This is a genomic window from bacterium (genome assembly GCA_019912885.1).
In the GTDB taxonomy this organism is placed as follows: domain Bacteria; phylum Lernaellota; class Lernaellaia; order JACKCT01; family JACKCT01; genus JAIOHV01.
In genome coordinates this window covers 25958-45949 of the sequence record JAIOHV010000056.1, presented here as the reverse complement: position 1 = coordinate 45949, position 19992 = coordinate 25958, and the positions used below count along the sequence as shown (strand labels likewise).

19 protein-coding genes are annotated in these 19992 nt (G+C 64.9%); 12 read left to right on the top strand and 7 right to left on the bottom strand.

The features are described 5' to 3' along the window. The first annotated feature begins 8 nt into the window (after nucleotides 1–8). From rnc to K8I61_04730, 11 genes are all read left to right on the top strand, one after another. Nucleotides 9–761, top strand: coding sequence for a ribonuclease III (gene rnc, locus K8I61_04780; GenBank protein MBZ0271328.1), 753 nt, complete (start codon nucleotides 9–11; stop codon nucleotides 759–761). Then, nucleotides 758–1669, top strand: a complete 912-nt coding sequence (gene era / locus K8I61_04775; GenBank protein MBZ0271327.1) for a GTPase Era — start codon at nucleotides 758–760, stop codon at nucleotides 1667–1669. The genes rnc and era overlap by 4 nt, the downstream gene beginning before the upstream one ends. After that, the gene (der, locus tag K8I61_04770; GenBank protein MBZ0271326.1) at nucleotides 1666–3048 is read left to right on the top strand and encodes a ribosome biogenesis GTPase Der; all 1383 of its coding nucleotides are present in this window, start codon (nucleotides 1666–1668) and stop codon (nucleotides 3046–3048) included. Before era ends, der begins: the two co-directional genes overlap by 4 nt. 157 nt (nucleotides 3049–3205) lie before the next feature. Continuing rightward, nucleotides 3206–4078, top strand: coding sequence for a hypothetical protein (locus K8I61_04765; protein ID MBZ0271325.1), 873 nt, complete (start codon nucleotides 3206–3208; stop codon nucleotides 4076–4078). 117 nt (nucleotides 4079–4195) lie between these two features. Beyond that, the gene (nadC, locus tag K8I61_04760) at nucleotides 4196–5035 is read left to right on the top strand and encodes a carboxylating nicotinate-nucleotide diphosphorylase (GenBank protein ID MBZ0271324.1); all 840 of its coding nucleotides are present in this window, start codon (nucleotides 4196–4198) and stop codon (nucleotides 5033–5035) included. After that, nucleotides 5032–5856: a biotin--[acetyl-CoA-carboxylase] ligase gene (locus tag K8I61_04755; GenBank protein MBZ0271323.1), complete on the top strand. Its 825-nt coding sequence runs from the start codon at nucleotides 5032–5034 to the stop codon at nucleotides 5854–5856. The genes nadC and K8I61_04755 overlap by 4 nt, the downstream gene beginning before the upstream one ends. Before the next feature lies 1 nt (nucleotide 5857). Further along, nucleotides 5858–6622: a type III pantothenate kinase gene (locus K8I61_04750; protein ID MBZ0271322.1), complete on the top strand. Its 765-nt coding sequence runs from the start codon at nucleotides 5858–5860 to the stop codon at nucleotides 6620–6622. A gap of 109 nt (nucleotides 6623–6731) precedes the next feature. Continuing rightward, nucleotides 6732–7040, top strand: coding sequence for a DUF4398 domain-containing protein (locus tag K8I61_04745; GenBank protein MBZ0271321.1), 309 nt, complete (start codon nucleotides 6732–6734; stop codon nucleotides 7038–7040). Beyond that, the gene (locus K8I61_04740) at nucleotides 7037–8083 is read left to right on the top strand and encodes an OmpA family protein (protein ID MBZ0271320.1); all 1047 of its coding nucleotides are present in this window, start codon (nucleotides 7037–7039) and stop codon (nucleotides 8081–8083) included. Before K8I61_04745 ends, K8I61_04740 begins: the two co-directional genes overlap by 4 nt. A 245-nt stretch (nucleotides 8084–8328) precedes the next feature. Beyond that, nucleotides 8329–8844, top strand: coding sequence for an adenylyltransferase/cytidyltransferase family protein (locus K8I61_04735; GenBank protein MBZ0271319.1), 516 nt, complete (start codon nucleotides 8329–8331; stop codon nucleotides 8842–8844). A 232-nt stretch (nucleotides 8845–9076) separates the two neighbouring features. Beyond that, nucleotides 9077–9661: a hypothetical protein gene (locus tag K8I61_04730; protein MBZ0271318.1), complete on the top strand. Its 585-nt coding sequence runs from the start codon at nucleotides 9077–9079 to the stop codon at nucleotides 9659–9661. 59 nt (nucleotides 9662–9720) lie between these two features. Here the strand turns inward: K8I61_04730 and ald are convergent, their stop codons facing one another. From ald to ligA, 6 genes are all read right to left on the bottom strand, one after another. Then, the gene (gene ald, locus K8I61_04725; GenBank protein ID MBZ0271317.1) at nucleotides 9721–10839 is read right to left on the bottom strand and encodes an alanine dehydrogenase; all 1119 of its coding nucleotides are present in this window, start codon (nucleotides 10837–10839) and stop codon (nucleotides 9721–9723) included. Between the two features lie 23 nt (nucleotides 10840–10862). Then, nucleotides 10863–11318 (bottom strand): hypothetical protein, encoded by a 456-nt coding sequence (locus K8I61_04720; GenBank protein ID MBZ0271316.1) that lies wholly within the window; start codon nucleotides 11316–11318, stop codon nucleotides 10863–10865. 112 nt (nucleotides 11319–11430) lie between these two features. Beyond that, entirely contained in the window at nucleotides 11431–12816 is a 1386-nt protein-coding gene (locus K8I61_04715) for a sigma-54 dependent transcriptional regulator (protein MBZ0271315.1), read from the bottom strand. Further along, nucleotides 12813–14840: a hypothetical protein gene (locus tag K8I61_04710; protein MBZ0271314.1), complete on the bottom strand. Its 2028-nt coding sequence runs from the start codon at nucleotides 14838–14840 to the stop codon at nucleotides 12813–12815. Before K8I61_04710 ends, K8I61_04715 begins: the two co-directional genes overlap by 4 nt. 15 nt (nucleotides 14841–14855) lie before the next feature. Beyond that, nucleotides 14856–15128 (bottom strand): acylphosphatase, encoded by a 273-nt coding sequence (locus K8I61_04705; GenBank protein MBZ0271313.1) that lies wholly within the window; start codon nucleotides 15126–15128, stop codon nucleotides 14856–14858. Beyond that, nucleotides 15125–17149, bottom strand: a complete 2025-nt coding sequence (gene ligA / locus K8I61_04700; GenBank protein ID MBZ0271312.1) for an NAD-dependent DNA ligase LigA — start codon at nucleotides 17147–17149, stop codon at nucleotides 15125–15127. Before ligA ends, K8I61_04705 begins: the two co-directional genes overlap by 4 nt. Nucleotides 17150–17301: 152 nt before the next feature. On the opposite strand from ligA, the gene K8I61_04695 reads away from it, so the two are divergent. Then, nucleotides 17302–17979: a zinc metallopeptidase gene (locus tag K8I61_04695; GenBank protein ID MBZ0271311.1), complete on the top strand. Its 678-nt coding sequence runs from the start codon at nucleotides 17302–17304 to the stop codon at nucleotides 17977–17979. Nucleotides 17980–18010: 31 nt separating this feature from the next. On the opposite strand, the gene sppA is transcribed toward K8I61_04695, so the two are convergent. After that, complete coding sequence (gene sppA / locus K8I61_04690; GenBank protein ID MBZ0271310.1) at nucleotides 18011–19756, bottom strand: signal peptide peptidase SppA; 1746 nt, start codon at nucleotides 19754–19756, stop codon at nucleotides 18011–18013. Between the last annotated feature and the right edge of the window lie 236 nt (nucleotides 19757–19992).

Sequence of the window (19992 nt, the reverse complement as noted above, 5' to 3'; positions counted from 1 at the left end):
GGCCACGCATGCCCCCCATCGGCGAAGCGGACCCCGGCGATCTCGCCGCGCGCCTTGGCGTCGATTTCCGCGATCCGAACCTGTTGACGCAAGCGCTGACGCACGCCTCCTATGTGCACGAGAAATCGGAGGCCGGCGGCGATTACGAGCGCCTGGAGTTTCTCGGCGACGCCGTGCTGCAATTGGCGATCTCGCACATGCTGTTGCGCGATAATCCGGAGCTCGGAAGCGGCGAGCTGACGAAGTTTCGCGCGGGGATCGTCAACAAGGACACGCTCGCGAGGCTCGCGGGCGACCTCGAGCTCGGCAAATTCATCCGCCTGTCGCGCGGCGAGACGCGAACACTCGGCCGCGAGAAAAAGCGGCTGCTCGCGGACGTGTTCGAGTCCGTCATCGGCGCGATCTACCTCGATCAGGGTTTCGGCGCCGCGCACGATTTCGTGAAACGGCAGTTCGCCGAGGTGTTCGCCGGCAAGGTCGAACGCCTTCTTGTCGTCGATTACAAAACGCGCGTTCAGGAGATCACGCAGGAGCGTTTCAACACGCTGCCGGATTATCGCCACGTCGCCGCGAAGGGCCCGGACCACGACAAACGCTTCGAGGTCGAGCTGTGGGTCGGCCGCGAAAAGTACGGCGTCGGCAACGGACGATCGAAAAAAGAGGCGGAGCAGGCCGCGGCCCGGGAAGCGTGGAAGGCTTTTGGCCTCACCGACCCGCTGGCGCACGCCCTGACGCGCGCGGACGCGGGGCGGTCGTCATGACGGGCGCATCGCCGGGATACCGGGCCGGGTTCGTCGCGGTGACGGGGATGCCGAACGTCGGCAAATCCACGCTGCTGAACGCGCTTGTCGGCGAATCGATCTCGATCGTCACGCCCAAGCCGCAGACCACGCGACGGCGCATCGTCGGCATCCTGCAACGCGACGAGGCGCAGATCGTGTTTTTCGACACGCCGGGGCTCGCCGAGGAAATCAGCGCGCTCAACAAATTCCTGAACGTGGAGCTTCGCCGCACCGTCGGGGAATCGGACATCGCCGTGCTTGTCGTGGACGCGGGTGCGCCGCTGCGCGAGGCCGAGGCCATGCTTTGCCGCGAGCTCGGCGGGCTTGGCCGGCCGCTCGTGCTGGCCGTCAACAAATGCGATCTCGTCCGGGATGATAAACGGCTCTCCGGGCGCGAAGCGGCATTGTCGGAGTTTGCGAAATTCGATGCCGTCATTCGCATGACCGCGACGAAGCGTGACGGCGTGGACGAACTCGTCGATGCCGTCCTGCCGCTCCTGCCCGAAGGCGCGCCGATGTATCCCGAGGACGAAATCACGTCGCTTCCGGTGCGCTTTTTCGTGGCGGAGATGATCCGCGAGCAACTCTTCCTTCAGACGCGGCAGGAGATCCCCTACTCCACCGACGTCGTCGTGGAGCACTTCAAGGAACCCGAGGAAGAAGGCGGCGTCGTTCGCATCGAGGCGGAAATTTACGTGGAGCGCGAAAGCCAGAAAGGCATCGTCATCGGCAAGGGCGGGCTGTTGCTGAAATCCATCGGCCAGGCCGCGCGCGCGAAGATCGAGGAATTTCTGGGGCAGCGCGTCTACCTTGGGCTGTTCGTGAAGGTGCGCAAGGACTGGACGCAACGCGATGAGTGGCTGCGCCGGTTGGGGTACCACCCATGACGCCGCTTGTCGCCATCGTCGGCCGGCCCAACACCGGCAAGAGCACGCTATTCAACCGCATCGCCGGCGCGCGACGTGCGCTCGTGGACGATATGCCCGGCCTGACACGCGACGTGCACCTGGCGCGCACGAACATCGGCGGCCGCGCGGTGCTTCTGGCCGACACCGGCGGCCTTTCGAGCGAAACCGGTGACGAACTGCACGCGCGCGTCGTGGAGCGCGTCGACGAGATCCTCGCCGATGCGGACGCTGTCGTGTTTCTGCTCGACGGGCGCGAAGGGCTGCTGCCCGAGGACGAGGAAATCGCCGCGCGCCTGCGCCGCACCGAGACGCCCGTCTTTCACGTCGTGAACAAGGTCGAGGGCGACCGCGTCGCAAACGCCTCGGGCGAGTTCTATCGCCTCGGCGCGAACGATTTGTACCTGATTTCCGCCAAGGAAAATCTTGGCGTGGACAAACTGCTGCGCAAGATCGCGGCTGTTCTGCCGCCGGCCGAGGAAGGCGATGCCGAATCCGAGTCGGACGAAAAAGGCGGAACGCGCATCGCCATCGTCGGCAAGCCGAATGTGGGAAAGAGCTCGCTGGTCAACCGCATGATCGGCGCAAACCGCATGATCGTCTCGGAAATGCCCGGCACGACGCGCGACGCGATCGACGTGCCCTTTGCCGCTAACGGGCGCGACTATCTTTTGATCGACACCGCGGGCATTCGCCGCAAGGCGAAGGTGACCGAGCGCGTCGAGAAGTTCAGCGTCGTCCAGGCGCTCAAAGCGCTTGACCGTTGCCACATCGCCCTTGTCATGGGCGACGCCGAGGAATTCTTCAGCGATCAGATGCTGCGCGTGACGACCTACGCCATCGATCGCGGCCGCGCGGTCGTCTGGCTGTTCAACAAAATCGATCTCGTCGGCGACATCGACGCCTGGCGGCGCGAGATTGACCGCCAGCGGGATTTTCGCCTGCGTCACCTGGACTTCATCCCGATGCTCGAGATATCCGCGAAGACCGGCCGCGGCGTCAAGAAAATCATGCCGCTCGTTACGCGCGTGTCCGATGCGTTCAACCGCCGCATCGAGACGGGTCCGCTCAATCGCCTGATCGAAAAGGCGATCCAGACGCACACGCCGCCGATCGTGAAAAACCGCCAACTGAAGTTTTATTACGCGACGCAACCCACCGTGCGCCCGCCGTCGTTTGTCATGTTCGCGAACGATCCGGGCGCGGTGCATTTCAGCTATCACCGGTTTTTGCTGCGAACAATTCGCGATTCGGCGGACTTTCTGGGTTCGCCGGTACGCCTTTCGATCAAGAAGCGCACCGGCGCCGCGCGCCCCGAAGCCGCCGCCGCGGCCAAAAGCGAGCGCAAGCGGCGCGGGTGATCCGGGTCAAATGGACAGCGCGCCGAGAAAATGCCAGTATTTTTTTGTCATTTGACGCATCAAGGGTGTGGCGTTCAATGGAACGACTCGCGGGTGCATTGTCCCGCGCCGCCGCAAGCCGTTACCGGCATGGACCTATTCGGAGCAAACACGGGCTATGCAACTGATTCTCGTCATCGGCCGTGATCCGGAAATCGGCAAGGCTGTGCAATCGGCGCTCGATTCCGGTTGGTATCGCGTCTGGACGTCGCCCGACCCGGGCAACGCCATCTCCATGATCGGGCAACAGGAGCCGTGCGTCGTCGTCATGGACGCCCGCCTGGAGCCCGACGTCGCGTTGCGGTTTCTCTTTCGGCTGAAAAACGAATTCGGGCAGGGCCACCTGACCGCCCTTCTCGTTACGCATGCGCAACAGATTCTGCCGGCGGAACTTGCGGCCGCGGCCCAGCCGGACGACACGATCAGTTGGCCCGCATCGCTGCCCGCGTTGTCGAACAAGCTTCGCCTTTTGATTGACCGGTACGAGACCAAGAAGGCCCGCGCGGGCCATTACCTCGATGTCGCGTCGCCCGACCGCGACCCGTCGATCCTGAAAAGCGATTCGCAATACGACAGCGTCCATCCCCGCGAGGACGATCACGGCGGCAAGCGGAATCTGTACGTCGCGGGCGAAGAGTCCGGAGTACATCCGTCGCGCGCGGCGATCGAGTTGCCCAAGGATTTTTTCGGATCGGATTCGGGCATCGAATTTGAATCGCAACATACCGGCGGCGACGAGGACATCTCGAACTTCGCGATGAATACCATGGGGCAAGCCGGTGCCGGCGCGCGGGGGACCATTGATGCCGCGCTCGCGGGGTTGACGCCCGACCACATCGACAAGATCGCCCGCGAAATGCTCGACGAAAAGCTCACGCGCGCCGCGCGCGAAAATATCCGCCGCGTCATCGCCAAGCAGGTGCAGGTCGAACTCGAGGCGCTGCTACCGACGATCATCGCAAACGTCAAGGAACAGATCGAGAAGTCGTAAGCGAGGCGTCCGTACCCGCTCCCGACGGTCGCGGTTCCATATCGCTAGTCCGGCCCATCCGCCGCGCGTACGATTCCACCGCTGGCCCGGCGCGTTCGCGACACGTACAATTCCTGCATGATCAGCGATAACGAACGCGATCTCATCGGACGCGCGCTGGCCGAGGATATCGGCGCGGGCGACATCACGAGTCTTGCGACCATCGACGAAAATCGCCGCGGCGAAGGCGTGCTGCGCGCGCGCACGTCGCTCGTGGTGGCGGGGTTGGCGTACGTACGGGCGGCGTTCGAAATCGCCGATGTGCGTCTCGTTGTATTTACGCACAAGACAGACGGTGATCGCGCGCACGCGGGCGAAGCGATCGCGACCGTCACCGGGCCGATACGCTCGCTCCTTGCCGCCGAGCGTACCGCGCTCAACCTCGCGCAGCGGCTATGCGGCGTCGCCGCGCTGACCGCGACGTTCGTCGAGGCCGTCCAGGGCACGCGCTGCCGCATCATCGACACGCGCAAGACGACGCCTCTTTGGCGCGCGGCGGAAAAGTCGGCGGTGCTCGCGGGCGGCGGCGTCAACCACCGCATGGGCCTGTTTGACGTCGCGCTCGTCAAGGACAACCACATCGATGCGTGCGGCGGCGTCGGCGACGCGGTCGCCCGCGTGCGCGCGGCGCTCGGCCCCGATGCCCCCATCATCGCCGAGATCCGCCGCGCGGACGAGATCGAATCCGCGATCGCCGCCGGCGCGACGCGCCTTCTTTTCGACAACATGGACCCGCCGTCACTCGGCAATGCTGTGCGAATCGTCGCCGGCCGGGTTCCCACGGAGGCGAGCGGCGGCATTACGCTCGCGAACGTCCGCGCGATCGCCGCGACGGGCGTGGATTTCGCCTCCATCGGTGCGTTGACGCATTCCGCGCCGGCGGCGGACCTGAATTTCAAGATCCGCGCGATCGCATGAACGATCCCCTGCCCGTCCCGGACAAGCTGTCCGCCGATCGTGTGGCCGCGTGGATCGGCATCCCACGGGCGCACGTTCGCGTCCTTGACGAAGCGCCGTCCACGAATGCCGAGCTCGCGGCCTGGGCCGGCGACGGCGCGCCGAATGGAGCGATCGTCGTCGCCGACGCGCAGACGGCCGGTCGCGGGCGAAAGGGCCGCGTGTGGCACTCGCCGCCGGGTGTGAATCTGTACGTCTCGATGTTGTTTGACGCCGAGCCGCTCGGCGAGGACGCGCGTCTATTCGTGTACGCCGCGGGCGCGGCGCTTTTTCAGACGGCGGCGGATATTGGCGTTTCGGACGCCATGTTGAAATGGCCGAATGATCTGTACGCCGGCGGGAAAAAAATCGCGGGCGTTCTGTGCGAGACGCACGCCGGCCGCCACGCGTTGATCGCGGGCCTCGGCGTCAACGTCAATCTCGATCCGCGCCGCGCTCCGCCGGATATCGCCCTACGAGCCGCGTCGTTTGCCACGCTGACGGGGCGCCCTCACGACCGCGCCGAGGTGCTGGCGCTCCTTTACCGCCATCTGGACGGCATGTATAAGTCGCTCATTCATGACCGCGCCGGGCTTCTCGACCTTTGGCGGCGCGGCGCGCGGATTCCCGGTGCGCGGTACGTCGTCGATACGGCCGAGGGGCGCATCCGGGGACCAGCGCTCGGGCTTGCGGACGACGGCGCGCTCCTGATCGACGACGAACGCGGCGAGCGCCGCGTGTATTCGGGAGACGTCGTCGCGATTTCAACCGATGGGCAAACGTTCGAGATGCGGGTGGATTGATATGCTTTGCGTCATCGATGTGGGCAACACGAACACGGTCATCGGCGTTTTCGACGGCGAAAGCCTGCTGGCCTCCTGGCGGCTCGGCACACGCGAGGAACGCACCGCGGACGAATACGGCATGCTCATGCTCGACCTGTTTCGCCACGCGAACATCGCGCTCGCGGCGGTCGATGGCGTCATCGTTTCGTGCGTCGTCCCGACGCTCGCCTATACGTTCTCGCGCCTGTCGACCAAATACTTCGGGCGCGAGGCAATGCAGGTCGGCCCCGGCATCAAGACGGGCATGCCGATCCTGTATGACAATCCGCGCGAGGTCGGCGCGGATCGCATCGTCAACGCGGTCGCGGCGTACCACGAATTCCAGGAGGCGCTTGTCATCGTCGATTTCGGCACGGCGACGACGTTCGACGCGATCACGGCGCGCGGGGAATACCTCGGCGGCGCGATCGCGCCCGGTATCAATATTTCGATGGACGCGCTGTTTCGCCACGCCGCCAAACTTCCGCGCGTGGAGTTTGCAAGGCCGCGGGCCGCGATCGGCAAAAACACTGTGGCGAGCATGCAGTCGGGCGTGTTCTTCGGTTACGTCGGCCTTGTCGACGCGCTTGTCACGCGCATCCGCGAAGAGCTTGGCGGCTCGGCGCGCGTCATCGGCACGGGTGGCCTGGCCACGCTGATCGCCAAGGGCTCCGAGACGATCGACGCGGTGGATGGCGATCTGACGCTCAAGGGTCTACGGATCATTCATGGCTTGAATCAGTAGTTTTCTTCGGTATTTCAATGGCTTACGACATCACCGCGAGTGCGCGCCGTTGACGGACCGAAAGCGCGCGTGATACTTCTTTTCCGCAACACGGAGATGTCCAATCCCCATGCGGATCCCGCGGCTTACGGCGCTCGTTTTCGTCGTCGCGATGCTGACGCATTGCGCCGCGGCGAATGTCGGCCCCCAGGTGACGCTCGAGGAAACGATGGCCGTTTACGAGGCCGCCAAATATTCGGGCGCCGCGGAAAAGTCTCCTTACGAATTCTTCGCGGCCGAGCAGTATCTCGCGCAGGCGGAACGCGAGATGGCGCGCGGCCGACCGGAACTGGCTTCGCGCTATCTGCAAAAGGCGCACGAATTCTCCGAGCTCGCCTACAAGAACGCGAAGAAGTTCCGCAAGATTCACCTCAAGTGAGCCGTCGGCCGCACCGCGTCCGCCTGGCCACTCGCGCCGCGATCCTCGCGTGCGCGTTAAGCGCCTTGGCCGGATGCTCCGGCACAATACGCGGCAAGATCCCCACGCTCGAGGCGAAAATCGAACAAGCCCGCGAAACGGGCGCGCCGTGGTGCGCCGCCGCCGCGTTCGCGGCGGCCGAGGCGAATCTCGATTTCGCGATCACCGAATCGCGTTTCGGGACCAACGCGGAGGCGGCCGTGTTCTTCGACCGGGCTGAAATGGCGCTGGCCGAGGCGACAGCGAAGTCGACGGGCTGCGAAAACGATCTCGACGGCGACGCGATCCCGGACGTGCGTGACGGAGATCCGTACCGCGCGGAGGATTACGACGGTTGGGAGGACGAGGACGGCATCCCCGATTATGACAACGACGGCGACGGCTTGCTCGACGAGGATGACGGCTGCCCGGACAGTCCCGAAGACTTCGACGACCATCACGACATGGACGGCTGCCCCGATATCGACAACGACCGCGACGACGTGCCGGACGCGCTCGATCAATGCCCCGGCGCGCGCGAGGACATCGACGGGTTCCAGGATCAGGACGGCTGCCCCGATCCGGACAACGACGCCGACGGGATTCCCGACGAAATCGACAAGTGCCCGAACGTGGCGGAAACCTTCAACGGGATCCTCGACGACGACGGATGCCCCGACGTGAAGCCTTCGAGCCTGAAGATCGTCGTTGGGCCGGACATCGCTTTCAGCGGGCGATCGACACGTCTGTCGCGCGGGGACATCGACGCGCTGCAAAACTTTGCCGTGCAGCTTTTCGCCAATCCCGAACTGTCGGTGCGCGTCGAGGCGCACGTCGATCCGTCGAATGACCCGGACCAGGACGTCATCGTGACGCAAAAACGAGCCGACGCGGTGCGCGACGCGCTGATCGGCGCAGGGGTGGAGGAGGAGCGCGTCATCGCCATCGGCTTCGGCGGCGAAAAACCGATCGGCACGCGCAACGAAAACAATCGCGTGCTTCTGGTCATCTTCCAAGCAAGATGAGGATTGAGGATCGAGGATTGAGGATCGAGGATTGAGGATCGAGAATCGAGTGACATCGCCTGTGGTGACGTCATCCCGAGCGAGTCCTCGTCATCCTGAGCGAGTCCTCGTCATCCTGAGCGAATCCTCGTTATCCTGAGCGAGTCCTTGTCATCCTGAGCGAAGCGAAGGAGCTCGCTCGCCCCTGCTGACGGCCGCGTCTTTCTGGCATTCTCCTTCGTTCAAAATCCGCTAAACTGCCGCCCATGTCGCCGCCCCGCCCCACCGCAACGAAGATCGTCGCCGAAGACGCGCTCGTCGCGGCGCGCGAAGCGTTGCGCGCGCACGGTAAGACGCTCGCCTTCACGAATGGATGTTTTGACCTGCTGCATTCGGGACATTTGCACACGCTCACCGCCGCGCGCGACGCCGCCGATGCGCTTGTCGTCGCCGTCAACACCGACGAGAGCGTGCAGCGCCTGAAAGGCCCCCGCCGTCCCGTGATCCCGTGCGCCGAACGCATGGAGGTTCTCGCCGCGCTGGCGTGCGTGGATTTCGTTGTCGCCTTTGACGATCCCGATCCGGGCCGATTGATCGACCGCGTCATCCCGGACTTTCTCGTGAAGGGCGGCGACTGGGCCGCCGACGCCATCATCGGCCGCGAGACCGTGGAAGCCAACGGAGGCCGCGTCGTCCGTGTGCCGCCCGTTCCGGGGAAATCGACGACGAACATCGTCGAAAAGGCAGGCGCGGGAAAAGAGGAAATAGAAAAAAGGAAATAGATATGAGCGGGACACGCACACCGGCAATTCGAAAGTTCCCGGGCAAGACGAGTTTTCGCGCCCGCGGGGATGCGGGCGCCACATCAGCGGTCCATCACGTCCATCAAGTCCATTCGGTCCATACCGTCCATTCCGTCCATCGCGTTCGGGGAACGCGACACCGCCCATCATTGACGCGACGCGTCACATTCGTCTTGCGGCCCGCGGCGCGCAGGAATAGATTGAATTCGCGATGCCGCACCGCATATTTCAGATCAAAGATCGCTCGCCGCTCTTCTGGCTTGGCGCCGTGGTCAGCGTGTCGAACGCCACCTACCTCGCGGCACTGAAGCGCCTGCACATTTTGAACAAGGGCGAACTGCGTTTTCGCGAGGTGATCGGCCCACCGACCGGCCATTCACCGGAAAATGGACAGGCGACGGTCGTGCTGCATCTCGACCTTTGCGGCGATCTCAAGGGATTTTTCGATCCGACAAACGAGGCGCTGTTTTTGCGCTCGACGGTATCGCCGACAAGCCGTGTCACCGTCTCGGGTATCGGACGCCAGATGCCGGCTACGGGCGGCCATGTGCGCATTTTCCCGTGGAGGAATGTGGAGTACGTCGTCGATTTCCGCGACGATTCCGGCGTGCCCTACCGCGTTCGCGGCGTGAAAAGCCTATGGCAACTCGATGTCTTGCGTGCCTGGTCGCTCGTGACGGGCGAGGTGACCAAACGCCCCGAGGGCGAGCGGATCGCCTCGTTTGTCGCGCGCTCCGGAGAAACCGAGTCCGCCGCCGCGCTGATCCCGTTCCTGAAAAGCCTGCGGCTGCTGTAAATGAGGATTGAGGATCGACGGGACGCGATCCGCGTTCTCCAATCTTCCATCTTCAACCCCTACGCGATCCCCGCAGCCTCCTCATAGGGCGTATACGGCAGGTTCCACGCCTCGGCGACGCCCTCATAACACACCTTGCCGCGATAGATGTTGACGCCCTTGCGCAGCGCCGGATTTTCTTTTGCCGCGCGCTCCAGGCCTTTGTCGGCAAGCTCCAACGCGTAGCTGAGCGTCGAATTCGTCAGCGCATACGTGCTCGTGCGCGGCACGATGCCGGGCATGTTTGCGACGCAGTAATGCGTCACCCCCTCTTCCACGAAAACAGGATTGCTGTGCGTCGTCGGGCGCGTCGTTTCGATGCAGCCGCCCTGATCGACGGAGATATCCACGATGACGCTCTTGGGCCGCATGCGGCGGATCATGTCGCGCGTCACGAGGCGCGGCGCCTTGGCCCCGTGGATGAGCACCGCGCCGATGACGAGCTCGGACTGCGTGACGGAGTCCTCGATATTGCCATGGTTGCTCATCAGCGTGATGACCTTGCCGCGAAAAACATCGTGCACGTAGCGCAGGCGCGCCGGGCTGATATCGAGTATGGTCACCTGCGCGCCCATGCCGACGGCGATCTCGCACGCGCACTGACCCGCGACGCCCGCGCCGATGATCGTCACCGACGCCGGCCGCACGCCGGAGACGCCCGCCAGCAGCACGCCCGGGCCGCCGGCGACCGCTTCGAGGTAGTGCGCGCCCACCTGCGGCGCGAGCTTGCCCGCCACCTCGCTCATCGGGGCAAGCAGCGGAAGCGAACGATCGGGCAATTCGATCGTTTCGTACGCCACGCCGACGCAATGGGAATCGACCATCGCGCGCGTCAGATCCTTGACCGCCGCGAGATGCAGGTAGGTGAAGATCAACTTGTCCTTGAGGAAACGGACTTCCGAGGCGAGAGGCTCCTTGACCTTGACGATCATCTCGGCGCGCGCCCACGTTTCCTCCGCGTTGGGGGCGATGGTCGCGCCGGCGCGCAGGTAATCGTCGTCGGAAATCTGGCTTCCGGCTCCGGCGTTGGTTTCGACAAGGACGGTGTGGCCGTGCGCGGTCATGGCCGTGACGCCAAGCGGCGTCATGGCGACGCGCTTTTCATCGGACTTGATCTCCCTGGGGACTCCGATAATCACGCGAGGCTCCTTGTTAGGCGGAATCAGGAATCGAGAACGAGCTGCTCGTAACCCAGCTCTTTGAGCGTTTCGCGGTAGACCTTGAAGGCCGGGCGCAGCGTTGGCACGAGCGTCAGGGCGCGGACGAAATTGCCGCGCGCGGCGATCTTGCCCTGCACGATCGCCGCCCCGATTTCCTCGAGCCCAAGCCAGAAGCGGTGCGCGAAATCCGCGGAACCCGCGAACTCCGCCTGGGCGTTCTTGTGTTTGTCGACAGGCGTGGCGTCGCCAAGCTCGAAGCTGAGGTAACGCCCGTCGGCAAACGCTTTCGGATCGCCGACATGCAGAGTAACGAACGCCTCCGGATCCTGGTAGCTCAGGCGCAAGATCATGTCGACGTTTTTCATCGACGATCCGACGGCGGCGTCGCTCGCCGCGCGTGCGAAAAACGCTCCATAAATCTTGTAGAAATCGTCGCTGCTTGAAAAATAGCGGCTCAAGCTATCGGTCCTCGCTCGTTATTGCCGGTTGAAAAATCGGAGAATTCCAGGTGCTTTAACGCGTTGCGATCTTACGGGAAGCCGCGAAGGTTCGCAATTCGACGTTGCCGATTCAGGCCGGCTCGTTCGCGTCGCGATCCAGGCCGTATTCGCGCATCTTGATCTGTAGCCCCTTGCGCGAAAGGCCGAGGATCTTCGCGGCCTGCGTCACGTTGCCGCGCGTTTTTTTCAGCGCGGCGCCGATCAGCTCGATTTCCACGCGCGCCGCCGCCTCGCGCGAAGCCTGTTTCAGATCGAATCCCGCCGCCTCGGCGCCCGGCGCCGGAACGGCTCGCGAGCCCGGGCCCGGCGCGGCGTGCGCCAATTCATCGGGCAAGTCGCTTGCGGCGATCGTGTCGCCCTCGGCCAGCAGCACGGCGCGCTCGATGACATTTTCGAGCTCGCGGATATTGCCGGGCCATGCATGCGCGCGAAGCCTCGCCCACGCATCCGGGCCGATGCCGGTGACGCGCTTTTTCACGCGCTTGTTCGCGCGTTCGATAAATTGCCGCGCGAGCATGTCCAGATCCTCGGTTCGTTCCCGAAGCGGCGGCAGGCGCAGATGCACGACATTGAGCCGGTAATACAAATCCTCGCGAAAACGGCCCGCGGCGACCTCCTGCCGGAGATCGACGTTCGTCGCCGTGACGAGGCGCACATTGACGCGGATCGAACTCACGCCGCCCACGCGCTCGAACTCCTGCTCCTGAATCGCGCGCAGAAGCTTGACCTGCGTCTCGAGCGGCACGGTTCCGATTTCGTCGAGAAACAGCGTGCCCTTGTCGGCCAATTCGAATCGCCCGGGTTTACTCCCCACCGCGCCGGTGAACGCGCCGCGCTCGTACCCGAACAACTCGCTTTCGACGAGGGTCGCGGGCATGGCCGCGCAATTGATGCGGATATACGGCTTGTCCGCGCGATCGCCGCGCTCGTGCAACATCCGCGCGACAAGCTCCTTGCCCGTGCCGGATTCGCCGGTGATGAGGACCGTGGTCGGACTTTTCGCGACCTTGTCGATCATCGCGTAAAGCGATCGCATCGCGGCGTTTCGCGAGGCGCCGCCGACCGGCTCGTCCGGTTCGCTGCGCGCCAGATCGCGCTGGCGCACCGCGCGCGCCACCGACGCCAGCAGTTCGTCCTTGTCAAACGGCTTGGTGAGATAGTCGAACGCGCCTCGCTTCATGGCCTCGACGGCGGTGTTCACCGTTCCGTGCGCGGTCAGCATGACGATCGGCAATTCGCGGTCGGCGGCAAGCGAGCGCGCCAGCACCTCCATGCCGTCGATGCCGGGCATGCGCAAATCGGTCAATACGCACTCAACGCGCTCGCGAGAAAGAATCGCGAGCGCCTCTTCGCCGCTCTCGGCCTCAACAACGTCGTAACCCTCGCGCTCGAGCGTCGCGCGGAGCACGCGGCGGATGTTCTTTTCGTCGTCCACGACGAGAATCGTACCGCTCATGGGCGCGGCTCACGGGTGTCGCCGTCACGCGGAAGGTCGAGCACAAAGCGGCTGCCGCCGGCCTGGGCCGGCTCGGCGAAGATACGTCCCCCGTGCGCGAGCGCAATGCGTTGCGAGATCGTCAACCCGAGGCCCGATCCCGCCGGTTTGGTCGAAAAAAACGGCATGAACAATTTTTCCCGCTCCGCGGGGCCGATACCCGCGCCCCGGTCGATGACTTCCACGAGCACCCGGTCTCCGGCGCTTCGCGTCGCCACGCGAACGAGGCCGCCCCGCGGTTGCGCCTCCCACGCGTTCTTGATGAGGTTGATGAGCACCTGCCGGATCTGCTCCACGTCCATGCTGAGCGTGCCGAGCGTTTCGTCAAGCTTCATCTCGATCGCGACGTTCGCCGGCTTGTCGCCGTCGGACAGAAATCCGACCACCGCGCGCACCGTTTCGTTCAAATCGACTTCGGCACGCCGGATTTCGAAGGGCCGCGCGTAATCGAGATATCGCGTGAGGATGCTGTTCAGCCGGTTCGTTTCGTCGAGAATGATCTCCACGAACTCGCGTGAGCTTTTCGGCAGATTTTCGTCGAGAAGATATTGCGCCGCGCCTTTCATCGACGAGAGCGGGTTGCGGACTTCGTGCGCGACCGACGCCGCCATTTCGCCGAGCGTCGCGAGGCGATCCTGCGAACGCATGCGCTGATAGATGCGCGCGTTCGCGATGCGCACCGCCGCCTGGTCCGCCAGCGCGCGGAGAACGCGCATGGTTTCCGCCTCATCGACGCCGGCCGCGTGCCCGACCAGATAGATGCCGACAAGCTCGTCGCGGTGACGCAGAGGCACGATCCACCGCGCGCCGCCGTCGCGCAAAAGGCGAAGCAGCGTGACCCAGCGGTCTTTTTCGGGGCCGACGTAACTTTCGGAGGCCAGTTGCGTGAGCCGCTCGCGCGTCGTCGGGTCCGCCGGCAATCCTGCCGCGGCCTCCGTGGCCGCCGCGTCAAAGCGTCCGGGGGCTTCGCCGTCGCCGGCCAGGCGAACGAGCGCGCCCGAATCGTCCGCCAGGTACACCGCTGCGCGCGCAAGGTCAAGTTCGCGCGGGGCGTGCCCGGCGAGAAACGCTCCGATCTCGTCGAGCGAGAATTGCGATGCCAGGTCGGCGTTGAGGCGGTCGATGCGGCGCAGCACATCGCCCCGGCCGCGCATCACCAGCTCGCGCGCGCGCTCGTCGATCCCCGCGAACAAAGGCTCGTACATCAGCATCAGGATGAACGCGGCGAAAAGCGTATGGATGAAAAACAGCACGGGAATCGGCCGGATGAAAAAGAAAAAGGCGCCATACACGATCGCGAGAAACGTGGCCGACAAAAGCAGCACGGCAAGACGCCCGGCCGCGCGCGGGAGGTTGAAGCTGCGCGAACGCACCAGCGCCTGATAGAGATAGTAATGATAAAAGGCGTGCGCCGCGGGGCCGATCGGCCCGCCCCGGATGAGCTGGTCGAGCGAGATCACCCCCGCGGCCGAAAGCGACATTCCGAACAGGCCGAGATAGCGGCGGCGAAGCAGCGGCTCCTTTTCGCCAAGCAGGCGGCCAAGGATCAATACCAACGTGGGCGCGGAAACGAGCCAGACCGCCCCGGCGGCACGGCGCGGCCGGTCGGCCGGCGGAAAAAACGCCATCACGCGCAACGCGGTATCCAGGCGCGGGACATACGACGTCACGGCCGCCGCCGCGCTTGCGGCGAAAAGGACGATCAAAAGCGCCTCGACCACGCGGCTGGGACGAAACATGTAGCTGTACGCGAGATACATGTAACCCGCGGCAAGAAAAAACGTCGCGACAACGTAGGCGCGCAGAAAGGCGCTGTCGCCGGTCAGCTTCCACAGCACGTACGACGCCGAAAAACCGAGCAAGAAAATATTGGAGAGAAAAAACGGCAGGGTGGTGCGGCTGCGTTCCTTGCGTGTCCAGACGACGATCGCCAGAACGAGCGCGATGAACGCGGTGAACAGCAGCGACTGCGTGCGGACGTTCATGGCGCGTGCCGCCCTTTAATGGCGCACCTCAAACGAGGTCAGCCCCGCGGGATCGACCCATCCCACGCTCACGCCGTCCACGCGCGCGGACGGCGGGCCTTGCCGGCACCAGGCGATCATCTTTTCCACGCGGGCGCGTTCGCCCTCGACGACAAGCTCTACGGCGCCGTCCGGGCGATTGCGGCACCAGCCCGAAAGACCAAGCTCGCGCGCCTTCGCCTTGGCACTCGCGCGAAAAAACACCCCCTGCACCAGTCCCGTCACGACGACATGCGCGGCTTCGGTCATGACGTTTCCCCGATCTCGGCGAGAAAGCGCGCCTCGTCCCAGATCTCGACACCGAGATCGCGCGCCTTGTCGAGTTTGCTTCCCGCCTCCTCGCCCGCGACAACGACGCTCGTCTTTTTTGACACGCTACCCGCGACGCGCCCGCCTAGCGCCTCGATCCGCGCGCCCGCCTCCGGTCGTGTCATTGCCGAAAGCGTCCCGGTCAGCACGAACGTCTTTCCGGAAAACGGCCCGCCGGTGACGCGCGCCGGCGCGGCCAACTCGAAACCCTGCGCCAAAAGCTCGTCGATCAACGCTGCGTTTTTCGGATCGGCGAAAAAGCCGTGGATCGACCGGGCGACGATCGGGCCGATGTCCGGGACTGACGCAAGAGCTTGCTCATCCGCCTGGCGGATCGCATCGAGCGAGCCAAGCTCGTCGGCGAGCGCCTTGGCCGTCGCCTCGCCGACGTGCCGGACGCCAAGCGCGTACACGAATTTCGCAAGCGTGGTCTTCTTGCTCGCCTCGATCGCGGCCAGCATGTTGTCCGCGCTTTTTTCGGCCATGCGGTCAAGGTCGGCCCAGTCCGATCGCGAAAGGCGAAAGATATCGACCGGCGATTTGGCGAGCCCCTTGTCCACGAGCTGCGTGACGATCTTTTCGCCGAGGCCGTCGATATTGACGGCGTTTTTTGACGCGAAATGCAGGATGCCCGTGACGAGCCGGCGCGGGCACGCGAGCCCGATGCAACGCACGGCCACCTCGCCCGGCAGGCGCACGGCGTCCGAGCCGCACGCGGGGCATTTGCCGCCGACGGCCTCGAGGATCGAAAACGGCTTCGTGCCGTCCGGCCGCAATTCGGCGACGACGGAAACGACTTCCGGAATGACGTCGCCCGCGCGCTGCACGACGACCGTATCGCCGACGCGCACGTCCAGACGGTCGATCTCGTCCTGATTGTGCAGCGATGCGTTCGATACCGTCGCGCCACCGACGAAGACCGGTTCGAGCCTGGCGACCGGCGTCAGCGTGCCCAGGCGCCCGACGTTGATCTCGATGCCTCGGATCGCCGTCCGCGCCTGCTGGGCGGGGAACTTCGCGGCGACCGCCCAGCGCGGGCTGCGGCTGACAAAGCCGAGGCGGTCTTGCCACGCGAGATCGTTGACCTTCAGCACGACCCCGTCGATCTGATAGGGCAACGACGCCCGGTGCGCGAGGGCGTCATCATAAAAAGCGACCGCCTTGTCGATGCCGCCGCAAACGCGCCAGCGATCGTTGACCGGCAACCCCCAGGCGGCCAGCGCCTCGAGGATCTCCGATTGCCGCGCGTGGCGCGCACCCTCCAGGCGGCCGACGCCGTACGCGAAAAAAGCGATCGGCCGCGCGGAGGTGACGCGCGGATCGAGTTGGCGCAGCGAGCCCGCGGCCGCGTTGCGCGGATTGACGAAAACGGCCTCCCCCTCCTCCTCGCGCCGTCGATTGAGTTCCACGAAATCGTCGGTGCGCATGTAAACCTCGCCGCGCACATCAACCAGCGCGGGCGCGCCCTTGGCGAGGCGCGCGGGGATGCCGTGAACGCGCCGAAGGTTTTCCGTGACGAGCTCGCCGACAAACCCGTCGCCTCGCGTTGCGCCGGCGACAAGTGCACCATTCTCGTAAACGAGCTCGACCGCCAGGCCGTCGAATTTCGGTTCGGCGACGTAATCGATGCCGCGCTCCGCCGGCAATTCGAGCAGCTTGCGCACGCGCGCGTCGAATTCGCGAAGTTCGGAGGCATCCATCGCGTTTCCGAGCGAAAGCATTGGCTGCGCGTGGCGAAACTTCTCGAATTTTTCCGCCGGCTTCGCCCCGACCATCCGCGTTGGCGAGTCGGGCGAAGCCAGTTCGGGAAATTGCGCCTCCAGGCGCTCGAGTTCGCGAAAAAGCGCGTCGTATTCCGCGTCGGAAATTTCCGGCCGGTCGAGCTCGTAATAGAGCCGATTGTGATGCCCGATCTGATTTCGAAGCTCGCGGATGCGGATTTCGGCGCCCTGACGGTCCATGCCGCGAACGCTACCACCCGCCGCCAAATCGCCGCAACCGGGAAATATCGTCGCGGCGCCGGTCGAGGCCGACGCTTTTCGTTGACACGCGCGCCGGGCGACTTATCTTTTGATCGAACGCGCGTGTCATTGCGTTCGAGGAGTGTTCATCCATGCCGATTGTCTTCAGTCCCTGGGTCGTCATTCTGGTTCCGGCGATCATCTTTTCCATCTGGGCGCAGATGCGCGTTTCCGGCGCGTTTCGCAAGTACTCGAAGGTGCGCAGCGGGCAGGGTCTCACCGGCGCGCAGGCGGCCCGCCATCTGCTCGACCGCGCGGGCTTGCAAGAGGTGCGTATCGAGGGGATTCCCGGAAAGATGACCGACCACTACGACCCGCGCGACCGCACGTTGCGTCTGTCGCCCGACGTCGCCAACAGCACGTCGCTCGCCGCGCTCGGCATCGCCGCGCACGAAGCCGGCCACGCCCTGCAGGACAAGGACGGCTACGCCCCGATGAAGATGCGCCTTGGCCTGGTGCCGGTCGTCAACTTCGGTTCGAGCCTGATGTGGCCGCTTGTTTTCGGCGGATTCTTCTTTCAGATTCCCGTACTCATCAGCATCGGCATCGTGTTGTATTCCGCGGCGGTATTGTTCCACGTCGTGACGCTGCCGGTGGAATACAACGCGAGCAGCCGCGCCCTGGCCGAGCTTCGCAATACGGGCCTGTTGCGCGACGACGAGATCAGCGGGGCGAGGCGCGTGCTTTCCGCCGCCGCGCTGACGTACGTCGCCGCGATGCTGACCGCGATCCTGCACCTGGTGTACCTGGTCGCCCTTTCGCGCGACTAGCGAAACGAATCCGAATCGCCGGCGCGGCGCGCTACCAGGGAAGCGCGCCGTTTGCCTTGGGAACGACGAGCGACAGCGCCAGCGTCTCGCCGGTAAACAGCGCGGCCAGCGAGGCCAGTTCGACATCCACGGCGGGAAAGAACGCGTCAACGCCAAGCAACCCGCCCGCGCGCAGTAGCGGCGCACGCAGGTATTCGACCTGCTCGACGCGCGGCATTTTCGCCGGATCCGCGCCGGCCAGACGCGCGGCCTCGACAACGGCTTCCCACAGGCCGCCCGCGCGATCCACGAGCTTGAAGCCAAGGGCCGGTTTCCCGACAAACACGCGCCCCTGCGCGGCCGTCTCCACGTCGGCTTCCGGCATTCCGCGCGAGGCGGCGACGCGCTCCTTGAACAGCTCGTAAAAACGCTCGTTGATCGCCTGCATCTTCTGGCGCTCGGTGGCGGAAAACGGCGTGTATTCGGAAAAGATCGCCGCGTGCGCGCCGCGCGCGACGATCTCCTTGGCGATGCCGATCTTTTTGTACAATCCACGAAGCACGAACTTGCCGGAGATCACGCCGATCGATCCGGTCATCGTCGCCCCCTCGCTGTAAATCGGACGGCCGACGCACCCGATATAATATCCGCCCGATGCCGCGACATCGCCGAACGCAACGACGAGCGGTTTCTTTTTCGCAAGGCGCGTCAGTTCGCGATGAATGAGATCGCTGGCCGTTCCCGATCCGCCGGGTGACGCCACGCGCAGGACGACCGCGCCGACGCGCTTGTTGCGGCGCAGCGCGTCGATCGCGCGGCAGAACTCGCGTTGCGGCACCTGAATGGCGCCGGAGCTCGCCTTGTCGACGATCGCTCCTGCCGCGGTGAGCACCGCGACGCGCGGCTCGTTCGCGACGTACGCGGCCGCGGCCGCGCGCGCGTGGCGGACGCGGTGATGCCTCGCGAGCGGAATCAAGCGCGCGCTGCCGAGCGATTTTTTCACGTCGGCGCGCACCGACTCGGCGTAATCGACCGCGTCGATCAGCCCCGCGTCCCTGGCCTCACCGGGTGTGTACGGTCCGCGATCGATGAGCGTTTTCAGCGCATCCACCGTCATGCCGCGATATTTCGCGACGTCGGATAAAAGCGCGTCGTACGTGCCGTCGGCCAGATCGTTCAGCATCTGCTTCGCGTAGCGCGACGGGCTCTTGCGGGTGAAGGTCTCCGCGGCGCTCTTGTATTTGCCGACGTGCAACAGATCCGGCTGGGCGTCGAGCCGCGTCAGCAGCTCGTTGACGTGCACGGACTCAAGCGTCAATCCCGTGAGAAAAAGAATGGACCCCGGCGGCATGACGATCCGTCCGCACGCCGCGGCGAGAAGGTATTCGGGCAATCCGCCGCCGAAAAGGATCGCCGCCGTCTTTTTGTCGGCCGCGCGAATCGCGTGCAGGTGGCGAGCGATCTCCTGCGCGCGCGCGTACCCGATGCGCAAGGGGTGGATCGCCACGACGGCCGCGCGGGCGCGCTCGTCGCGCACCACGTGGCGGAGCCGCAAGACAAGCGAGGCAAAATCGACGCGGTCCTTGCGAAACGCGCTCAGCGCGGAGGTGGCGATGACTTCCGGATACGCGCCCGACAGGCGGACGTGCACGCCGTCGTAACGCCGGCGCGCGATCAAATACCCGTAGGCGTAATAAGGCGCCGCCGCGATCAGGCGAAGCCCGCGGCCAAGCGGGCCTAAGTGCCGCGCGGGCTGAGTATGCGTGTCGTTGCCGTTGTCGTCTTCGGAATTTGGCATATTGAACGCGCCGTCACCGAATGCGGTGCGGATTCAGGCGGGGCGATTCCCGCGGCGGGCACGGCGCGAATTCCCTTTCCGCATGTTTTCGCGCGAATGGCAAGCGCGGCCAACGGCGCGCGCGGTCGATCGATCGAATGGACGCGACGGAAATCGCGCGCGGCCATGCCGATTTCCATCGTCATCCAACCTCTTTCCTCTTTCCCCTTTCCCCTTTCTTCTTTGCCATGGCCTCT